Here is a 20,640-nt window from a genome sequence, read left to right as displayed (position 1 = left end):
TAAGGGTATAATCGCGCCACTTTAACGACATTGCTCACTCAATAGGATACAAGTCATGACTCAAGACGAGAAGAAAAAAGCTGCCGCTTATGCTGCCTTAGAATACGTAGAAAAAGATACCATTATTGGTGTTGGTACAGGTTCAACGGTTAATCATTTTATCGATGCATTAGCGACCATAAAAAATGACATCGTAGGTGCGGTCTCAAGCTCAGATGCATCAACGGCTAAGTTAAAAGGTTACGGCATTGAAGTTTTTGATTTGAATGAAGTGTCTGAGTTAAGTGTCTATGTTGACGGTGCCGATGAAATTAATGCCTACAATCACATGATCAAAGGTGGCGGTGCAGCATTAACTCGTGAAAAAATTGTCTCAGCTGTTGCTAAAAAGTTTATTTGTATTGTTGATGATACTAAAAATGTTGATATTTTAGGTGCTTTCCCACTACCAGTTGAAGTGATTCCGATGGCTCGTAGCTATGTAGCCCGTGAGTTAGTTAAATTAGGCGGAGATCCTGTATACCGTGAAGGCGTGGTCACTGATAACGGTAACGTTATTCTAGATGTACATAATCTTAAAATTGCTGAACCATTAAAATTAGAAAATCAAATTAACTCAATCGTTGGTGTAGTGACAAATGGTTTATTTGCAAACCGCGCAGCTAATGTTGTTTTAGTGGGCGCAGAAGATGGTGTTAAAACTCTAAAATAGTTAAATATATTGCTCTCTTTTGCTGAAAAATCAAAACAGAGAGCAGTAATGATCTAAATAGTAATAAGTTGTTTCAATTTTTCATATACGAAATAACAGTCTCAGATTCACAATTACAACTATTTTTGCTATTTTACGAACACTAAAATTATTCTTTATATTGCTGTTCCACATACCTCCATAAGGCCCAAGGAAATACAATGACCAAGTTTTCACTCAACAAAGATAAAATTAAAATTCTTCTTCTAGAAGGTTTACACCAAAGTTCAGTTGATACTTTTACTCAAGCTGGTTACAACAACATCGAAAGTATTAAAACGTCATTAAGTGAAGAAGACTTAATCGAGAAAATTAAAGATGCACATTTTATCGGGATTCGTTCTCGCTCTAACCTATCTGCAAAAGTATTAGACGCAGCAGAAAAATTAGTCGCGATTGGTTGTTTTTGTATTGGTACAAACCAAGTTGATTTAGACGCAGCACAAGCAAAAGGAATCGCAGTTTTTAATGCACCTTTCTCAAACACTCGCAGTGTAGCTGAGTTAGTACTTGGACAAGCTTTATTATTATTACGTGGCGTTCCTGAGCGTAATGCTAAAGCGCACCGCGGTGAATGGGATAAATCAGCAACGGCTTCATACGAAGCGCGTGGCAAAAACTTAGGTATCATTGGTTACGGCCATATCGGTACACAGTTTGGTATTCTTGCAGAAGGCCTAGGCTTTAACGTTTCTTTCTATGATATTGAAAGTAAACTAACATTAGGAAATGCAACTCAAGTTGCTACTTTAAAAGAGCTATTAGAAAAATCTGATGTTATTAGCTTGCATGTACCTGAAGTTGATTCAACTAAAAACATGATGGGTGCAAATGAATTTGCTCAAATGAAAGATGGCGCCATCTTTATGAATGCAGCACGAGGCACTGTGGTTGATATTCCTGCTTTATGTGATGCATTACGTAGCAAAAAATTATCAGGCGCGGCAGTGGATGTATTCCCTACTGAGCCAAAATCAAACAATGAAGAATTTGAATCTCCATTACGTGAATTTGACAACGTTATTTTGACTCCACATGTTGGTGGCAGCACACAAGAAGCACAGGAAAATATTGGCTACGAAGTAGCAGGCAAATTAGTGAAGTACTCTGATAACGGTTCTACACTGTCATCTAAAAACTTCCCTGAAGTATCTTTACCGCTTCATAAAGATGCAAGTCGTCTGTTACACATTCACCGTAACCAACCAGGTATTCTTACTAAAATAAACTTGGCATTTGCTGATAACAATATCAACATTGCAGCACAATACTTACAAACAAATGAAAATATTGGTTATGTAGTTATTGATGTAAACAGTGAAGATGCAGATACAGCCTTAGACAAGTTAAAAGAGATTGAAGGTACTATTCGAGCGCGTTTATTAAAATAATAACGCTATCAAACACTAAAATAGGACTCATTGAGTCCTATTTTTTTGTCTTATTTTTCATATAATGAATTCTGCTAAATACCAATATCATTCTTGTTGGTTAAAATACATCACTTCTGCGTTAGCAATAATGATATTGGTATAAATCATGTTTACAAGACGCCCTACTTCTAATGTTAAGCTTATTACTACACTCTTATTAGTTAAAGCTATCTACCGATTTGCGCTAAGTGCTCCATCTAAATATATACCCGTTACCATTCAAGATGCAAAGTTCAGCAAGTTGTGAGGTGAGTAGCTTCTAGGCAGGAAGTTGAAGATCTAACTAGTTCAATCAATACTTTCTAACAACGAAGATGCTTGCCTCACAACTTGCCCTGTGGGTCGTTAGCTCGAAAAGCAATTCAGCGTTGCAACATTCGATAAGGACTAGCCATTGTCATCATCTTACGCCTTGCCTTGCTGTCCAAGCTAATGACTGAATAAAGCATCTCGATTGATAACGGGTATAACGAGCTTTAGTGAGTTAATTTAGTGGGAGCTGTCCATTAGCCTTTCGTTTTACCCACCTAAATGTTTAATCAAGACCGCTAATATCTACCACTTTATTGATATACAACAATAAAGTGATAGTCAAGCCACGCAAACATTAATTCCCTATCTATAGTTAATTAACTTTAACCAAAAGATCCTAGGAAATGCCAATGGCCATTAAATTTACTATCAAAGCAAAACTGATCACCACCTTATGTGTACCACTACTCATTATGGCCTCATTTTTTATCTATTCACTAATAAAAACTGAAAATGTTGTACTTGAAAAAGAAAAAGAAAATATTCAAGCACAACTAGCTGAAATGCTCGATCAAAACCTCAGAGGCCAAGTTGATACCATCGCCTTCGCCATTTCAGATTATTATGAATCTTCTAAAATTGAAAATATAAAGAAAAACTTGGCCACTGAAATGTCTGATTTCAAGACTACTGTGACAAAGATATATGAAAATAGCACTTCATATAGAGAAGCAGAAATGAGTGTTTATGCTTTTCTACAGCAGCATCGTTGGAATAACGGGCGCTATTTTTTTGCCTATGACGCAACCTCATTTATCAATAAAGCTTATGGTAGCGATGTTACACAGATTGAAGACAATGGTTACGACAAAGTCGATGCTAACGGTAAATTTTTTGTAAGAGATGTTGTTGCTGCGGCGCAAAAGGAAGATATAGGGTTTAGTGAATACTCATTTTTAAACCCAACCACCGAAACTGTAGAAGACAAAATTACAGCTTCATTTTATTTCAAGCCATTAAATTTAGTGATAGCCAGTGGTGAATACGTTAGCACACTGAGAAAAGATAATATTGAGGCAGCTATAAATGCAGTTACCGTGGCTAAATATGGGCTTAATGGCTATTTTTGGATCCAAGATGAGGAGGGAACCTTTATCGCTCATCCAAAAACAGAACTCATTGGCACTAAAATCGACAATACGAAATTGATAGCCAAACACATTCAAGGAAAACAAGAGTCAACGGTTGACATCGTTTATGAAAACCCGGTCACCAAAAAAAGTGAAAATAAAATAGCTTATAGCCGAAAAATATTCCCAGAGTGGGGCTGGATACTTTCTACCGGCGCTTATGAAAACGATATTATTGCTGTTCAAGACAATTTAACAGACGCCACTCAGCTTATTTTTGATGACCAAGTAGCCTCAATGATCACTTCTTCAGCAGTATTAATCATAGTATCGCTCATACTCATTATTTGGATCATTACAGCGATAGTTAAAAACCTATACACTTTGAAACAACGTATTGATACTTTATCTACAGGTGAAGCAGATTTAACATCACGCCTCACTATTACTAACGATGATGAGCTAGGTGATATTAGTCATTCAGTGAACAACTTTATTATGTACTTACAATCTATGATGCTTGATATTTCGCAGGCATCAGCGCATATAACCACCAGCACGGAGCAACTTAATCAGCAATCGATGCAGGCAAATAGTGCTTTAATTGCACATGCGAGCGAAACAGAGCAAGTTGTAAGTGCAATAACAGAAATGAGCAGTACATCTGAAACGGTAGCTCAAAATGCTGCTGATACTGCATTTAATACCCAACAAGCAAATGATGAAGCCATTTTATCAAAAACCATTGTGAGTGAGGCATCGAACAGTGTTTTAGCCTTAGTAGATGAAGTCGATTCGGCATCCGCAAGTATTAATACCATGAGTAATAATACGCAAGAAATTATTAAAGCACTGAGTGTTATTGGTGATATAGCAGACCAAACTAATTTATTAGCATTAAATGCGGCAATAGAAGCAGCGCGAGCAGGCGAACAAGGTAGAGGCTTTTCTGTGGTAGCAGATGAAGTGCGTTCACTTGCTGCGCGTACACAAACCAGTACGGCAGAAATTAATCAAATATTAAACACCTTAAGCAGTGATGCGACCAACGCAGTATCTACAATGGATGCCACAAGAACAAGCTGTCAACTTGCTGCTGAAAACACCGCACGAGTTACCGATAGCTTGGATAATATGACTAACTTTATTATTCAAATTAACGATCTAAGTACGCAGATTGCAACAGCATCTGAAGAGCAAAGTAGTGTCACCGAAGAGGTGAGTCGAAATATGACCAACATAAATGAAATGGTACAAGAGCTAACTAAAAATGGTCAAGCAACAGTGGATAGTACACAAACGCTGGCATCTGCTAATACACAATTAGATGCATTGGTGAAAAAGTTTAAATTACAATAAAAGTAATAATCATCTTAATCTCAAGGTTTGATTAAGATGATTTAAATTCTGCTGTTAATTCAATACTTATGACTTTTACTATGCAATAACAAAAAGAAGAATAAAAATAGAAAGTATTTTGATCCGCAACGGGATTGTATAACTTATCACTGAGTTTTTACTTTTTATTAGAGTGAGAGAGTTGTAATAACAAGACATTACAACTCTCTTTTTATGATAGCTATTTAGCTTCAGTATTTTACTTACCCGTACAATATTGAGTTCACTAATTACTGAACTAATATCATTTAAATAGATTTAAATTACCGTCAGCTCTTTAGCAATATTGCCACGTGTTGCATTTGAATACGGGCAAACCAAATCAGCTTTTTCAACTAAAGCCTGTGCCTGCGCTTTATCCATATCACCCAGTGATACAGCAAGTTTAACAGCTATCCCAAAACCACCTTCAATTGGGCCGATAGCAACTTCAGAGTTAATGTAGATATCACTTGAAAGTTTTACTTTTTCAGACGCTGCAACATGTTTCAATGCACCGATAAAACAGGCTGCATAACCTGCAGCAAATAATTGTTCAGGATTAGTCCCCTGCCCATCATCACCGCCTAAGGCTTTAGGTGTAGACAATTTAATATCTAAACGAGCATCATCAGATTTAGCGATACCTTCACGGCCACCAGTTGCTGTTGCTTTAGCTGTGTAAGCGATTTCTTGTAATACATTCATAGTAAACTCCAAAGTTAGATCAAAAAAAATATTTTATTTTGCATGCAAAATAATAGTAACGAAGGTAAATAACAATTGCAAATACTTTGCGTGCAAATTAAAATCATAAAAAAGCAAGGAGTGACAATGTCATTTGAACAATTAAAGCTAAAAAATCAGTTATGCCACCGTTTATACATGGCTTCAAACAGTATTGCTCGATCCTATAGAGCCCCATTAGCTGAAATAAACTTAACCTACCCTCAGTATGTAGTGATGATGGCCTTATGGGAAAAGGATAAGATAACTATTGCAGAACTCATTGATAAAACAGCAATTGATGGCAGTGCTTTGACGCAAATTTTAAAGAAAATGACAGATAAAAAACTACTTGCAGTGATTAAGGGTGAACAAGACAAACGTAAGCGTCACATCCAACTTACTCATGATGGACAAGCATTAAAACTAAAAGCAGCACATATTCCAACCGAAATTCGCTGTAAGTTTGATAGTATCGATGCAACTCACTCATTACAACTAATGCAAGCTTTAGACTTAGTCATTAACGATTTAAAATCAGATAATAAAAAATGAAGCATAGGGAGTATTAAAAGTACTAAGTAGATAGTTAAGTAAATGGTTAAGTAGATGAAGTAACTAAATAGCTAATTAAGAGCCTAAAACCCTAAATAACTAGGTGACTGAGCAGATAAGTGTGCGGTTACGTAGTTAACCGGCAATATGTAATACTAGATAATAATAAAAGTGCCACTAAAAGCTTTAAAATAAGCGCTTTGAACTAACGATTTAACAACCACCTTGACTCACTGATTACATAACTAAGTATTTAATACTACATAACAGAATACTTAAAGTTACATGGATTTATTTTTAGTAAGCACATACTGTTCAAATTCATCTGCAGGTAGCGGTTTACTAAAATAAAAACCTTGTATCACATCACATCCAATTCCCTTAAGAAATTCTAACTGCTCACTATTTTCGATGCCTTCTGCAACAACAGATAATTCGAGACTATGTGCCATGGCAACAATCGCTCTAACAATGGCACAGTCATCTCGCTTCTCAGGGACATCGATGATAAATGCCCGATCCACTTTTAGCTCATTTAAAGGGAAGCGTTTTAAGTAACTTAATGAAGAGTAACCAGTACCAAAATCATCAATGGATAACAACGGCCCTTGTTTTCTAATTTCTTTCATTACCTCAATAGCACGTTCTTCATCGCCCATTAACATACCTTCGGTAATTTCTATAATAAGATACTGCATATCCATACCTGAAGAAATTGCAGCTTCCATGGTCTTTTCAATATGCTTTGCATTAAACTGTTGAGGCGATACATTGACTGATATTGTAAAGTGCCCTAGACCTTGATCTTGCCACTCTTTATTTTGTCGACAGGCTTCATGAATAACCCATTCACCGATCGCAGGGATTAGTCCAGATTTCTCTGCAATTTCAATAAAGTAAAAAGGAGATAACAAACCTTTTACTGGATGTTGCCAGCGCACCAATGCTTCCATTCCTGTAACGAGAGCGGTTTGTGTATTTATTTTTGGTTGATAATGAACAACAAACTCTTCTTTTTCAATCGCTCGCCTAAGCTCAGACTCTATCAGCAAACGTTCCTTAGCTTTGTTATTAATATCTTTTGAATAAAATTGGTAATTATCTCGTCCTTTATGCTTAGCGTACTCAGTGGCCGCACTCGTATTCTTCATCAAAGTATCTGCCGTTTCTGCATCATTGGGATAAACAGCAATACCAATACTAGCCGTCACAAAGATATCATGGCCATTGATAAAAAAGACGTCTTTCATGACCTCCAATAAGCGCTTCGCAATATAAGCTGCATCTTCAGCGACTGAGCCACCTGGTAACAATAAGGTAAACTCATCGCCACTAATTCGCGCCATATTCTGCCATAAGTCATCCCGCCCAGTATGACTAATAACGTCACTAAACCGAACTGCACCCGATAACCTATCTGCAACCTGCTGCAGTAATAAATCACCTGATTTTGGCCCTAAAGTATCATTAATTTCTTTAAAACGATCCACACTTAAATTCATCACGGCTACTGAATGCTTGTAGCGAATAGCATTCATTAAAGCCCAATCTAAACGGTCCATAAATCGTGCGCGATTAGGTAAACCCGTTAACGTATCATAAAATGCGAGCTGATCTTGATATGCCTTTACAGTCAGAGTGTTACGCAAACGTAACCCTAACTCACTAGCATCGACTGGTTTTGCTAAAAAATCCGTAGCTCCCAACTCAAGCGCTTTTAACTTTGTTGCCGCATCAGATGCAGAGGTCAGGACAATAACGGGGATACGTTTCAATAAATCATGGGCACGCACTTCTTTTAAAATATCAAACCCATTCACAATCGGCATTTTAAGGTCAAGCAATAAAATATCAGGTTGATCGAGTTTCAACCGTTCCATTGCTAATGTTGAATCTTCAATATTAATAAAATTCTGATAGCCTTCATCTTCAAGAAAACTTTGTAGGATTTCCATCAAAATAGGCTCATCATCAACCATCATAATCACAGCATTTTTTAGCTGTGTATGAAGGTTATCAACGCAAGCGCTTGGCTTACCGAGTTTATCTGTACTCAGATTGTTCAATTTTTTCCCCTAAGCTTATTTTGCCCATGCCTAACAACTACTTAAAAATTTCACGAGTATTATTTTTATCGGGTGTATCGGACAAGTCTATGTTATTTGCCATCTGCCTTATCGCTTCAAGTAAATGCTTTGCATTATCGGTATTATTTTCATTTGCCGATGCTTCAAGTTTTATTGCAGGTTCGGTAAAATCATGAAAGCCTATCGTACCCGCGGAGCCCTTAAGCCAGTGTGCTAAATCAGCTAGTGTTGCAAAATCTTCCTGACTTAATGAATCATTCATCAATATAATCTTTTCATCTAGTCTCAATACAAACTTTTCAGCAATCGGCTTTAATTTAGGTGTACTCGCTAGTAGCGTTGACCGGATTACTGCTCCAGAAAATATTGTATCCTGTTCGATAGCTAGTTGCTCAGTTTCTTGCTTAATCTTTTCTTCCGTAAGTGTTTCTAGCTTAACTGTTTCTTGCTTAATCTTTTCTTCCGTAAGTGTTTCTAGCTTAACTGTTTCTTGCTTAATAGTTTGGTGATCATTACTGATTTCTATACGTGAAATTAAATCTTTAATTTCTTCGACTTTTTTATCTATAGCGGCTCGATCTTTTGCTATTGCATAGGTCTCTAGCGATTCTGCTGGCTCAGTAAAATCATGAAAACCGACAGAACCTGCTGAGCCTTTTAACCAATGAGCTAAGTCAGCTAATTGTTCATAATTAGCAATTGAAGCAGCTTGCTCTATGAGGATAAACTGTTCATGTAAACGAAGAATGAAACGTTCTATCAAGCTTTGATATTTCTTAGCACCACTAGGTAAAGATGAATAAATAGCAGGTTTAGGAGCTTTGCTGATTTGCTTTTTATCGTTCACCGCTTCTTCTACCATCAGTGATGTTTTACTTACTTCTATTGCTTCGTGCGTAGTGGTTGCAATTTTTCCACCCAACTCATTTGCTAAGCATTTAAGTAATTTATCAATATCGATTGGTTTAGTCATATAACCTGAATAGCCGGCAGCTAAACACTGACTTTCAACTCCCTTCATCGCATGAGCGGTCAAGGCGATAACAGGAATGGTAATACCATTTTCACGCATCAAACGAACTGCAGTGTAACCATCCATTAAAGGCATCTGAACATCCATTAAAATAAGATCATAAGACCTAGCTAATGCCATATCTAGACCTTGCTTACCATTCACTCCAGTCTCAATACTCAAGCCGGCATCACTCAATACCACTTCTAGTAAATCTCTATTTTCATCACCATCATCAATTACTAAGATATTAGCTTCAGGGAAAACCCAGGTAATTTGCTGTTCAGAAACATTGGATGTTACTTCTTGCATTACTTCAGTTGCAGAAAGTAGCTTTGCTTGAGGTGCTGCTTCAACTTCAATATCAACGATAAAACAACTACCTTTACCCGTTTCACTGGTCACCATAATGTCACCACCCAAAGCTTCAGCAAAACGTTTACTAATAGTGAGACCCAAACCGGTACCGCCAAAACGTCGAGTTATCGAACTATCTGCTTGCACAAAAGGTTTAAAAATCGTTTCAGCTTGGTCTTGTGTCATCCCAATGCCGGTATCTGACACCTCAATAACCAACCTCGATTTATTCTTTTCTGACTGATATCGCGTTGTCAGTTTAACACTACCTATTTCAGTAAATTTTATCGAGTTACCCACTAAGTTCGTTAATATTTGTCTAATTTTACCCGCATCTGTTAACACAAGATCCGGCATACTATCAATAGCGATAAATTCAAGACTGATACCTTTTTCTTTCGCTTTTACCCCCATCACTTTCACTACTTCCTGAACGATTTGATGCGCGGCACAAGGTAAGGTTTCAATTTCAATTTTTCCCGCTTCAACCTTTGATAAATCTAAAATATCATTAATCAAACCCAGTAGGTGTTTACCGCTAGAAGCAATCGTCCCTAAGTAACGTTTACTTTCCACAGGGTCATTACCATGACCACGCATAAGTACTTCAGTAAAACCTAGAATAGCATTCATTGGTGTACGTATTTCGTGACTCATATTGGATAAAAAATCACTTTTTGCACGGTTTGCCGTTTCTGCTTCTTCCTTAGAGCGACGTAACTCAATCTCTTTTTCTTCTAACGCAGTAATATCATCAAAGCTCACCATCATACCGGCTACTTTGCCATTTTGGCCCAATACAGGCGAACAGTTAACCATGAAGGTATATCGCGTATTCTCATCTATTTCCAAATACAACATATGGCTCATTTGTAACGAACTAGATGCTAAGGCGATTTCCCATGGATACTTTTGTTGAACATTTAAAAGAGTATTTTTCTCCCTGTTAAGATCTGTCACTTGATTCCAGGAAAACTTTCCGATACTTCGCCCCATTAATGCTTCCGGTGTTTCGCCGACTAAAACAGAAAAGGCTTCATTTGCTAAAACAATATTTTGTTTAGTATCGAGTACTAATAATCCCTCGGCCATGGTATCTAATGCAGAACGCACTCGGCCAGGAATTGCTTGTGAAGGGTCCAGCTGTTTAAGCACTTTTCCTAAGTAGAATTTGAAAAAAATAAAACTAAAAAAGGAAACAAACATAATAAACTGAGCTAAAGGCTCAAAGAAAAAAGCGAACAGGCCCGGATGCTTTAAAGGCTTAAATCTAAGCTCAATATGCCCCCATTGTGTATTACCTTCCCATATTGGCACCACTAGCTGTGATTCAGTAGATGTCCCTTCTTCCATCGGCAACCATTGAGACTCATGCTCTCCAATAATAGCAACAGCCTTGCCTTCCAGAGGTTTAACGGCAGCAGACAAGATTTCATCATTTCGAGAGACTAAAATATTTAAGTTAGCTTCCATTCGACGAATATCACGTCGAGTAATAAAAACCGAGCTATTAACAGCGACTATTTCAGCAATTGCAGCTCTGCCCGCTAATATCGCTCCATACCTGTCCGGGAATAATCCTAGAAAAGAAGCGCCGATGCTAACGCAGACCACTATACTGACGAGCCCTAATGCGATTCGAGTCTTTGCACTTTGTCCTTTAAATATTCTACCTATCAAATTGCATTCCTTTAATTTATAACATCACGACAATAAGCTCGTTGTTTTATTCATTTTTATGACCGGCTCTATTCTTGCTCGGCTTCCGTACCATCAGCAACAATCGACTCTAAAGATTCACTATCTTCACCTAAAACACCTCTAGCTTGATTTAGCACCGGAAGCGGATCAACAAAGCGCCACACAGGTAAGGTTCCCATAACACTACCTAATAGCACCCCACTTCGTGCTAACCAAGCGACATATCCAGCAGAAACTCCCGCAGAAACAGCTAAAGTACTCCCAACGGTCGTTTTATTAAAAACAATATCGTGGTCAAGCTCTTGTCGCATCTCATTCAATCCGCTAATAAAATTATTTGTCTGTATTAACAAGAGAGGATCATCTTTCATTAAAAAACTATCAATATCACTTTGAAGCTGAGATTGTTGCTCCTCGATCGTATTTTTTTGCAATGTTTTCAATACAGTGGCGGTATTAATATTATTGGAGGTTTGATTTTTCTCCTCAAGAGAAGTATTAGCAGGGTTGATTACTTGCTGTTGTTCCTGAAATACATTTTGTTCAAGGTTTCTAATCTGTTCGGGCTCCCCACCTTCCAAGTCTTCTTCAGTGCTTTCTTCTATTTCCTCTTGTATTGCTTCTTCAACTCCTTCTTCTAGCGTTACTTCAAGCTCTGAAGCGTCTGGTTCTGACTCAATACTCTCGAGTGGAATAAAAATCGGGGCATCAACGACACTAACTCTTTCTTCAGTAATCTCTGTATTATCTACAATATCTACTTTTATGGTAGGTACTTTTTGAGGCTGGCTATTAACGCTCTCAAGCGTTCCTTGACTATCAATATAGCTCACATTGACTGAAATATTAGTACCGATGTCACCCGCTTGTAGCACATAAGTTGAAGTCGTGGCGGCAGGTATTTCATTACCATTTTGCAGCCACTGAAAAGCAAACTCACCAAGGCCATCTTCATCAGAAATTAATGAAGTATCTGCGACCAATACTTCACCATCACTTAAAGTACCAGTTACTACAACTTTACCGAGTGCAAGGTCATTAACATTAGTGACCAACAAATTAAAACTATCGACAGCATTTGAGCCACCATTGCCATCACCAGCTATAACTTCAACCGTTATTGAACCGACATCAGCATTTAAAGGTGTTCCGGTAAAGGTACGCGTTGCCGTATCAAAACTTAACCAAGAGGGTAATGCTAAGCCATTAGTCAACTGTGCGCTATAGGTTAAGCTATCACCACTATCGACATCGCCAAATGTATTCGCTGCTAAGGTGAAATTGAACGCGCTATCTTCGATAGCTGATTGATCTGCTATTGCATTGTTTAAAGTGGGATCGTCATTGGTATTCGTGATCACCAGCTCAAAACTGGCAGTTGCAGGGATGCCACCTTGACCATCATCAGCAGTGACTTCAATGTTGATTGTTCCCACATCACTATTCAAAGGTGTGCCAGTAAATGTGCGAGTATTCGCATCAAAACTTAACCAAGTTGGTAATGCTGAACCAGTAGTCAACTCTGCACTGTAGGTTAAGCTATCACCACTATCGACATCGCCAAATGTAGTCGCTGCTAAGGTGAAATTGAAAACTACGTCTTCCGTCGCAGATTGGTCTGCAATCACATTGTTTAAAGTCGGATCATTATTAATATTCGATATCACCAGCTCAAAACTAGCAGTTGCAGGGATGCCACCTTGGCCATCATCAGCAGTAACTTCGATGTTGATCGTTCCTATATCCCCATTCAAAGGCGTTCCACTAAATGTGCGAGTATTTGCATCAAAACTTAACCACGAAGGTAGTATATCGCCACTTAGTAATTGTACGCTGTAGTTTAAGCTATCACCGCTATCCACATCGCCAAATGTAGTCGCTGCGAAGGTGAAATTGAACCCATTACCTTCGGTTGCTGATTGATTTACTATTGCATTGTTTAAAGTGGGATCATCATTGGTATTCGTGATCACCAGCTCAAAGCGGTCTGTTGCAGGAATGCCGCCTTGGCCATCATCAGCAGTGACTTCAATGTTGATCGCCCCCACATCACCATTCAACGGAGTGCCGCTAAATGTGCGAGTATTCGCATCAAAACTTAACCACGAAGGTAATGCATCGCCACCTACTAATTGTGCACTGTAGGTTAAGCTATCACCGTTATCCACATCGCCAAATGTAGTCGCTGCTAAGGTGAAATTAAACGCGCTATCTTCGATAGTTGATTGATCTGCTATTGCATTGTTTAAAGTGGGATCGTCATTGGTATTCGTGATCACCAGCTCAAAACTGGCAGTTGCAGGGATGCCACCTTGTCCATCATCAGCAGTGACTTCGATATTGATCACCCCCACATCACCATTCAACGGTGTACCACTAAATGTGCGACTACTCGCATCAAAATTTAACCAAGTTGGTAACGGTATGCTTCCTACTAACTGTGCGCTATAAGTTAAACTTGCCCCATTATCAACATCATTAAAACTGTTTTCATTGAAGGTGAAATTAAACGTAGTATCCTCAATCGCCACTTGGTCTAGTAAAAGGTTATCTAATGTTGGGTCATCATTCACTGCGTTGACAACTAAGTTAATAATCCCATCACTCGGTCCAGCACCGAGTGCATCTTGTATATGTGTTGTCACATTAACATCGCGATCATTGTTTGTACTTGGGAGGAATTCAACATTGGCCAACGCGTCATTCACATCAGTTACTGAACCACTCACCGTCCATATACCCGATACACTGTTGTAAATGCTAGCTGAATTCCCAAACAGCCCTGTGCTCAATGAACCTGATGTGATATCCGATAAAACCAGTGTTGCGGTGATAGTCTCACCCATATCTACATCTGTTACCACGATATTATCGAAGGCAACACTGCTGTCTCCTTCATTATAACTTTTAACTTGGGTTTGATTAGTTGCAGTAGGCGCATCATTAATATTAATCACTTCTGCTGTTTCAGCACTGGTTATACTTTCGTTAGTGCCTCGTGCATCAGTAAAACTGATCATGACACTTACCTTACTACCAATATCTTCCTCTGAAAGGATAAAAGTATTACTCGTTTCACCACTAATATTGGTCCCATCTCTTAACCATTGATAATTGAATACACCGAGCCCATCTTGATCTGTGATGCTACTCGTATCAGCGGATAATAGATCCCCTTCGGCGGTGGTTCCACTAATAATGACACTGCCCACAGGAGCATCATTGATATTATTTGTAGTCAAAGTAAAACTGTCGCTGGCGGTCGTACCTCCTTGTCCATCATCAGCACTAACTCTGATATCGAGACTACCAACGTTGTCGTTGAGTGGTGTGCCGCTGAAAGTACGTGTCTCACTATTGAACGTCAACCAACTTGGTAATGCATCTCCCCCCACAAGCTGTGCTGAATAAACTAACGAAGAGCCCGCTTCCAAGTCATTAAATGTATTGGCAGCAAAGGTAAAACTAAACACAGTATCTTCAGCACTAAACTGATCGGGTATTCCATATTCCAGTGTTGGGTCATCATTAATTGCGGTGACCATTAGGGCAATAGAGCCATCAGTTGGGCCAGCTGATGATGCATCTTCAATATGTGTTGTAATAGAAGTATCAATATCGTAATGACTTGACGGGGTAAAAGCGGTAGCAGCTAATGCCGCATTAACGTCACCCACAGTCCCTGTTACCATCCACTCCCCCGTTATGGCATTGTATGAGCTCGTCGCAGCGCCAAATACTCCCGTCGTCAGTACACCTGCATTAGGATCTATTAAGGTTAGATTTGCAGTGATAATATCGCCAAGATCGACGTCACTCACCACAATATCGTTTAAAGCAACATTAATGTCACCTTCAGTATAGCTTTGTACTTGATTCATTTGCGTTGCAGTGGCTGCATCATTAACATTAACCACCGCAGCAGTGGCAGTACTGGTCACGCTTTCTGTTGTCCCTTCAGGCAGTCCATTATCCAAGTAACTCACGACAACGGTCATGATTTTATCAACATCATCATTTCCGAGCGTATAACTGACATCGTTAGCACCCGCAATATTGATGCTATTACGTTGCCATTGATAACTAAAAGTACCTAATCCATCTACATCAGCCAATGTTGAGGTATCTGCAATAAGGCTTTCACCTTGTCGCACGAGACCATTTATAACAATATTACCGGTCGGCATATAATTAGTACCAGTAACCGTGGCAGTCGCTTCACTGCTAACCACCTCTGCGCTACCATTTAAATCGCTATAACGCGCAACGACATTAATAGTTTGGTTATCATCATCAACAGTAATGGTATAGGTATTAGCCGTTGCTCCTACTATGTCAACACCATTACGCTGCCATTGATAGCTAATTGCCCCTAAACCATCATCATCAAGTAAGTCATTATTAACCGTTAACGTATTACCAACAGTCGTTGTACCAGTGATTGAAATAGATCCGATAGGCAGGTCATTAATATTAGCAACCGCAAGGGTTGACTCACTGGTGATGTTTTCTAATGTACCTTGCGCATCGGTATAGCTCACTCGATATGAAATAACGGTACCAACGTCGGCATCCCCCAACGTATAAGTACTAACAGTTGCACCACTGATAGCCACACTATCCCGTAACCATTGATAACTAAATGCCCCTAACCCATCATCATCAGCTAACGAATCGGTATTGATTGTGAGTACTTGGTCTTCTACCGCAGAGCCAGTGATGGTAAGGATACCGGTCGGTAAATCATTACTGCTGGCAATGACTAAATTAAAATTATCTGTGGCTGGAGTACCACCATGACCATCGTTAGCAATCACTTCGATAGAAAGTGTGCCAATATCATCATTACTCGGTGTCCCGCTAAACGTCCGTGTATTTGAATCAAAACTTAACCAAGTGGGTAAAGCCGCTCCGCCTACTAATTGAGTTGAATAACTGATACTGTCTCCGCTATCAACATCACTGAAAGTATTTACTACAAAAGTAAAGGTGAATGGCGAGTCTTCAATTGCAACCTGATCGTTAATATCATTATCAAGGCTTGGATCATCATTACTATTTGTCACTATGATATCAAAGCTTTCTGTTGCAGGCGTACCGCCATTGCCATCATCAGCAATCACCTCAACCGAAACCGTTCCTACATCATCATTCAGTGGTGTACCGCTAAATGTACGAGAACTCGCATTAAATGTTAACCAGCTTGGTAGTACACCTCCTCCCAACAATTGCGCACTATAAGTGAGGTTGTTATCGGTATCAATATCATTAAAAGTATTGGCAGCAAAAACAAAGTTGAACAAACTATCTTCGGTAACAGTTTGGTCAGTAATACTACTCACCAATGTAGGATCATCGTTCTGAGGGGTTACTGTTAGTATGATCAAACCATCACTAGGGCCAGTCATCGCAACATCTTCAATATGGCTGACAATACTGGTATCAACATCATTATCGGTTGTTGGTATAAAAACAACAGCGGCTAACGCTGCATTGACATTACTAACCGAGCCCGTAACAGACCACACACCGGTACTACTGATATAACTACTGGTTGCAGCACCAAATGTGCCGGTCGTTAAAACACCTGCCGTTACATTCGCTAAGGTTAAACTCGCGGTAACCGTATCATTACTATCAAGCTCGGTGATCACAATATCATCCAGCGCAACACTCGTATCGCCTTCCGTATAATTTTGTACTTGAGTAAGATTGGTGGCCGTGGGGACATCATTGTCAGCTGTGACATTAAGATTAATAATGCCATCGTTTGGCCCGGTGCTGGCCGAATCTTCGATATGAGTAATAATGTGGGTATTAAGCTCATAATTTGCTGTTGGTGTGAACGTCACGGCAGCTAAAGCGGCATTAACGTCACTAACCGAACCAGAAACGATCCAAATACCTGAAGCGTGATTATAGGAACTAGTCGATGAACCAAAAGTGCCTGTTGATAAACTACCTGCATTAATATCAACAAGGGTCAATTGTGCCGAAACAACTTCGTTTGAATTGCTATCGGTAACCACAATATCATCTAAGTCGACACTGATTGCATCTTCATCGTAAGAAACAGTGCTTGTCATGTTAGTTGCAGTAGGTGCGGAGTTTGTAATTAAGGTCAATCCATTAATATCTCCAGAAAAAGATAGATCACTGCCATCAAATAATAATGTTGCAGAGGCATTAGTTGCTGAAGTTGCATCCAAAATAAAAACATCATTTTCAGTAACTGTTAATTCGTTATCACCCACTTCCTCGTCGTCATCATCGCCAATCGTTATAAGGATATTACCCGCATTCAAAGTAGTACCAGCGATCACTGTTGTTTTTTCAATCAGTTCTAGCCCATAAATTTTTTCTTCTATTCCAACGTCATCTCCATCTATAAATATCTCTACTGTTCCTGCAGTACTACTCCCCGTTCCAGTAATGACAGCATGGAAAATTTGATTATCAAAAACATTAGCCCCAAAAACGAGTGAAGTATTTTTTTGTTGAGTGTATAAAATATCACCAGCGTTTAACGTGGTTGTTCCTACAACGGTTTGTTGCTCAACTAAGGTCACGCCGTATAATTTTTTAGCCGCTAAACCCTCGATTAAAATACTGAATTCCCCGGCACTATAATCATTGAGCCCATTTGGTCGAAAAACAATTAAATCATTTTTCTTAACATCTAATCTATTCGTACTTTCTAACGTTTCATTATCATCAACCGAAAATAGAATATCACCTTTCTTAAGGTCAAAAGTAACGTCTGTACCAATGGTTATATCAACGGATACATAGTGCAACGCATTGATGTCGACTTGATCGTCACCACCAACACTTGAAGGATTAAAAGCATCAAAATCAATGGCAGCCGAAAGCGTGCCATCGGTAGTATCAGCAGGCGCGCCCTCAGGATCAAGTGTCAAGTTAGGATCTGCAATGCCCACAACCTGCCCCGATGTCCAATCGCTTAAGCCAGTCGTGTCGGAATCAGAAACATCATCCTTAGTGGTAAACCATAAAGCATTACCTTTAGCGATAGCATTTAAGCTGATTATACCGTCCGTTTGAGCGGAGACTTCTGCATCTTCAATATGAGTAGTAATGATTATAGTTTGTTCACTATTGATGGCAGGTGCAAAGCTGACAGCGGCCAGAGCAGCATTCACATCGCTGACAGAGCCAGACGCAGTCCAAACACCCGTACTACTATTATAGCTACTGCTCGTGGTTCCAAAAGTACCGGTAGTCAAAGTACCTGCGGATGTATTAGCCAGCGTTAACGTAGCCGTTACATTATCACCGGCATCCTGGTCAAAAATAACGATATCATCTAACGCAACAAGCGCAGTGCCTTCAATATAATTGACAGTTTGTGTGAGATTAGTAGCTTCAGGTATATTATTTAAAGAATGAGAAAATAACGATAATCCATTTATTTCCCCATCATTGCTAATTTGCAGATTGATGTCTGACCCATCAAATAGAATTTGTGCATCAACATCAGTATTTGGAATACTATCCTGCTCAGACTCATTAACCGTCAATGCAACAATATCAACTTGCTGAACATCAACGCTTGTGCCACCAGAAGAACCGACAGTAACAGGGTCATTAACCGTCACCAATATAGTGCCAGCAGCAACACTTTGCCCACCAATAACCATATCGGACTCAATCAACTCAAGCCCCTGAACTTGCTTATCGGAATCACTCAAATACTCACTGCCAGACAGTAGTTTTTGAAGGCCCGCGGCATCAGTATAGGTAGAAATATCAGCCTGGACCGAAGTACCAGAACGCGCTATAAGATAGGTTCCAGCCGTTAGTGTTGTACCATCACCAATCGTTGTGTCGCTTTCAACTATTGATACCGCATGGATATTCGAGAGTGTATTACCGTCGGGTTCCAAAAAAGCATCTTTAAGCAAAAACTCAAAAGTGTAGGCTGAAGGGGTATAAACAAGAAGATCGTTGTTATTGACATCAATAGTCCCACCTCCCACCGTTTGAACTGACTTGTCTGGATTACCATTATCAGCACTGACTAACGAAACAACTATCTGCCCAACTTGGAGGTTATAACTTCCTGAAACACCGTTAACATAGGTATCAACAGTGACATCGGCACTAACATAATGCATCGCCATCAGGTTGGCAGGTAAAGTATTATCTTCCGTGTAGAAGGTACCATCGGTTTCCCCGGTCGTACCATCTCCTGATTCAAGTGTTAATGAGGGGTCAGAAAAAGATAAAATATCATGATTAACACCACCTCCACCATCACTTGATGCATTACCATTGGTGCTTAACCATAAACTGCCACTGGTCGCTAACACATGTTGCCATGCCCCCTGTGTATCTTGAGTGAATGCAATCTGAGTATTAATTTCACCGGTCTGATACTCAAGCTCCCAATTTCCACCTAACTCACTTGAGCCTGTCGCATCAGTACTCGCGGCGACATCCGCGCCAGTGAGCTCAGCCAACGAATTAATTAATAGTTCGCCACTTAAATTACCCGCTAAATCACAGCCATAAATAAGGATGTCGGCATCCTCATCAAAAACACCTTGCCAAGTTTCAATTTGCTCTGAGTATTGGTCGAGGTTATCAGTACTTAACCAGCTACTGCCTAATTGAATCCCACCTTCATTACCATGGCTAATGACGTGCACCGCATCTAAATCACTATGCGTCGCTAACAAGTCAGTGATTTGTTGCACGCCATCCTGTTCTGCATCAAGCATATAAACTAAATAGTCACTGCCACTTTCCGTTGATATTCCCTCCATCAACTCTAGATAGTCAGGCGTTCGAGGATCAACAATAATTAACTCTAATGGTTGATCATTTGCTTGTGATGCGTTCACTGCAGCATCAGCCAGTAATTGTCCTAAATCATCACTGTCACTTTGTGCTTGCTGATCGGCAAAAAAAGTTGCTAACCCGTCCAAAGCAAAATTCGGAGAAGAGTTAGCAACGCTTGGCTCTTCACTTGAGGTGTTACTCGTCACTTGATTAATAAATTGACTAGTCCATTGATCTAATTCAGCTTGAGAGGTGAACTGTTCGTCATCCTGTTCAGTAGTAAATGAGGTACCATCAATCATTCCACCAACTAATTCAGCAGACAATAAAATTTTCGGCTCAAGTGCTTCAAGACTAAAAGGCGGCGTCACCTTTTTATTCTTTGTCAAAGCATGCTTTAAGTGAGTGGCTTTAAAAAAACTCAAGCAAATTGGTTTCAGCCAATTCATAGTCT

The 20,640-nt window shown here is 39.4% G+C and carries 8 protein-coding genes; 4 read left to right on the top strand and 4 right to left on the bottom strand.

Annotated elements, in window-relative coordinates; translation table 11 throughout:
- Positions 1-55: 55 nt before the first annotated feature.
- From rpiA to H5084_RS07210, 3 genes are all read left to right on the top strand, one after another.
- A complete protein-coding gene (gene rpiA, locus H5084_RS07220) occupies positions 56-712 on the top strand; it encodes a ribose-5-phosphate isomerase RpiA (RefSeq protein ID WP_028869246.1) in 657 nt (218 codons plus the stop codon).
- A 200-nt stretch (positions 713-912) separates the two neighbouring features.
- Positions 913-2,142, top strand: a complete 1,230-nt coding sequence (gene serA, locus H5084_RS07215) for a phosphoglycerate dehydrogenase (protein WP_182690053.1) — start codon at positions 913-915, stop codon at positions 2,140-2,142.
- A 704-nt stretch (positions 2,143-2,846) separates the two neighbouring features.
- Positions 2,847-4,925 (top strand): methyl-accepting chemotaxis protein, encoded by a 2,079-nt coding sequence (locus tag H5084_RS07210; protein WP_220485917.1) that lies wholly within the window; start codon positions 2,847-2,849, stop codon positions 4,923-4,925.
- A gap of 297 nt (positions 4,926-5,222) precedes the next feature.
- Here the strand turns inward: H5084_RS07210 and H5084_RS07205 are convergent, their stop codons facing one another.
- Positions 5,223-5,651, bottom strand: coding sequence for an organic hydroperoxide resistance protein (locus H5084_RS07205; RefSeq protein ID WP_182690052.1), 429 nt, complete (start codon positions 5,649-5,651; stop codon positions 5,223-5,225).
- 126 nt (positions 5,652-5,777) lie between these two features.
- Here H5084_RS07205 and H5084_RS07200 point away from each other — a divergent pair, with 126 nt between their 5' ends.
- Complete coding sequence (locus H5084_RS07200; RefSeq protein WP_182690051.1) at positions 5,778-6,224, top strand: MarR family winged helix-turn-helix transcriptional regulator; 447 nt, start codon at positions 5,778-5,780, stop codon at positions 6,222-6,224.
- Positions 6,225-6,505: 281 nt separating this feature from the next.
- On the opposite strand, the gene H5084_RS07195 is transcribed toward H5084_RS07200, so the two are convergent.
- From H5084_RS07195 to H5084_RS07185, 3 genes are all read right to left on the bottom strand, one after another.
- On the bottom strand, positions 6,506-8,290 hold the full coding sequence (locus tag H5084_RS07195; protein ID WP_220485916.1) for an EAL domain-containing protein: 1,785 nt from the start codon (positions 8,288-8,290) through the stop codon (positions 6,506-6,508).
- A 37-nt stretch (positions 8,291-8,327) separates the two neighbouring features.
- Positions 8,328-11,360, bottom strand: a complete 3,033-nt coding sequence (locus tag H5084_RS07190) for an ATP-binding protein (RefSeq protein ID WP_182690050.1) — start codon at positions 11,358-11,360, stop codon at positions 8,328-8,330.
- A gap of 68 nt (positions 11,361-11,428) precedes the next feature.
- A complete protein-coding gene (locus H5084_RS07185; RefSeq protein WP_182690049.1) occupies positions 11,429-20,635 on the bottom strand; it encodes a putative Ig domain-containing protein in 9,207 nt (3,068 codons plus the stop codon).
- Positions 20,636-20,640: the final 5 nt, after the last annotated feature.

Source organism: Psychromonas sp. SR45-3, assembly GCF_014163575.1.
GTDB lineage: Bacteria > Pseudomonadota > Gammaproteobacteria > Enterobacterales > Psychromonadaceae > Psychromonas > Psychromonas arctica.
Note: the sequence above shows the minus strand (reverse complement) of the source record. Positions and strands in the feature narration are given on the sequence as shown.

Excerpts from the sequence above, each read along its gene's own strand:
- serA (WP_182690053.1), top strand. The coding sequence starts at position 913 with ATGACCAAGTTTTCACTCAACAAAGATAAAATTAAAATTCTTCTTCTA.
- H5084_RS07205 (WP_182690052.1), bottom strand. The coding sequence starts at position 5,651 with ATGAATGTATTACAAGAAATCGCTTACACAGCTAAAGCAACAGCAACT.
- H5084_RS07210 (WP_220485917.1), top strand. The coding sequence starts at position 2,847 with ATGGCCATTAAATTTACTATCAAAGCAAAACTGATCACCACCTTATGT.
- rpiA (WP_028869246.1), top strand. The coding sequence starts at position 56 with ATGACTCAAGACGAGAAGAAAAAAGCTGCCGCTTATGCTGCCTTAGAA.
- H5084_RS07185 (WP_182690049.1), bottom strand. The coding sequence starts at position 20,635 with ATGAATTGGCTGAAACCAATTTGCTTGAGTTTTTTTAAAGCCACTCAC.
- H5084_RS07200 (WP_182690051.1), top strand. The coding sequence starts at position 5,778 with ATGTCATTTGAACAATTAAAGCTAAAAAATCAGTTATGCCACCGTTTA.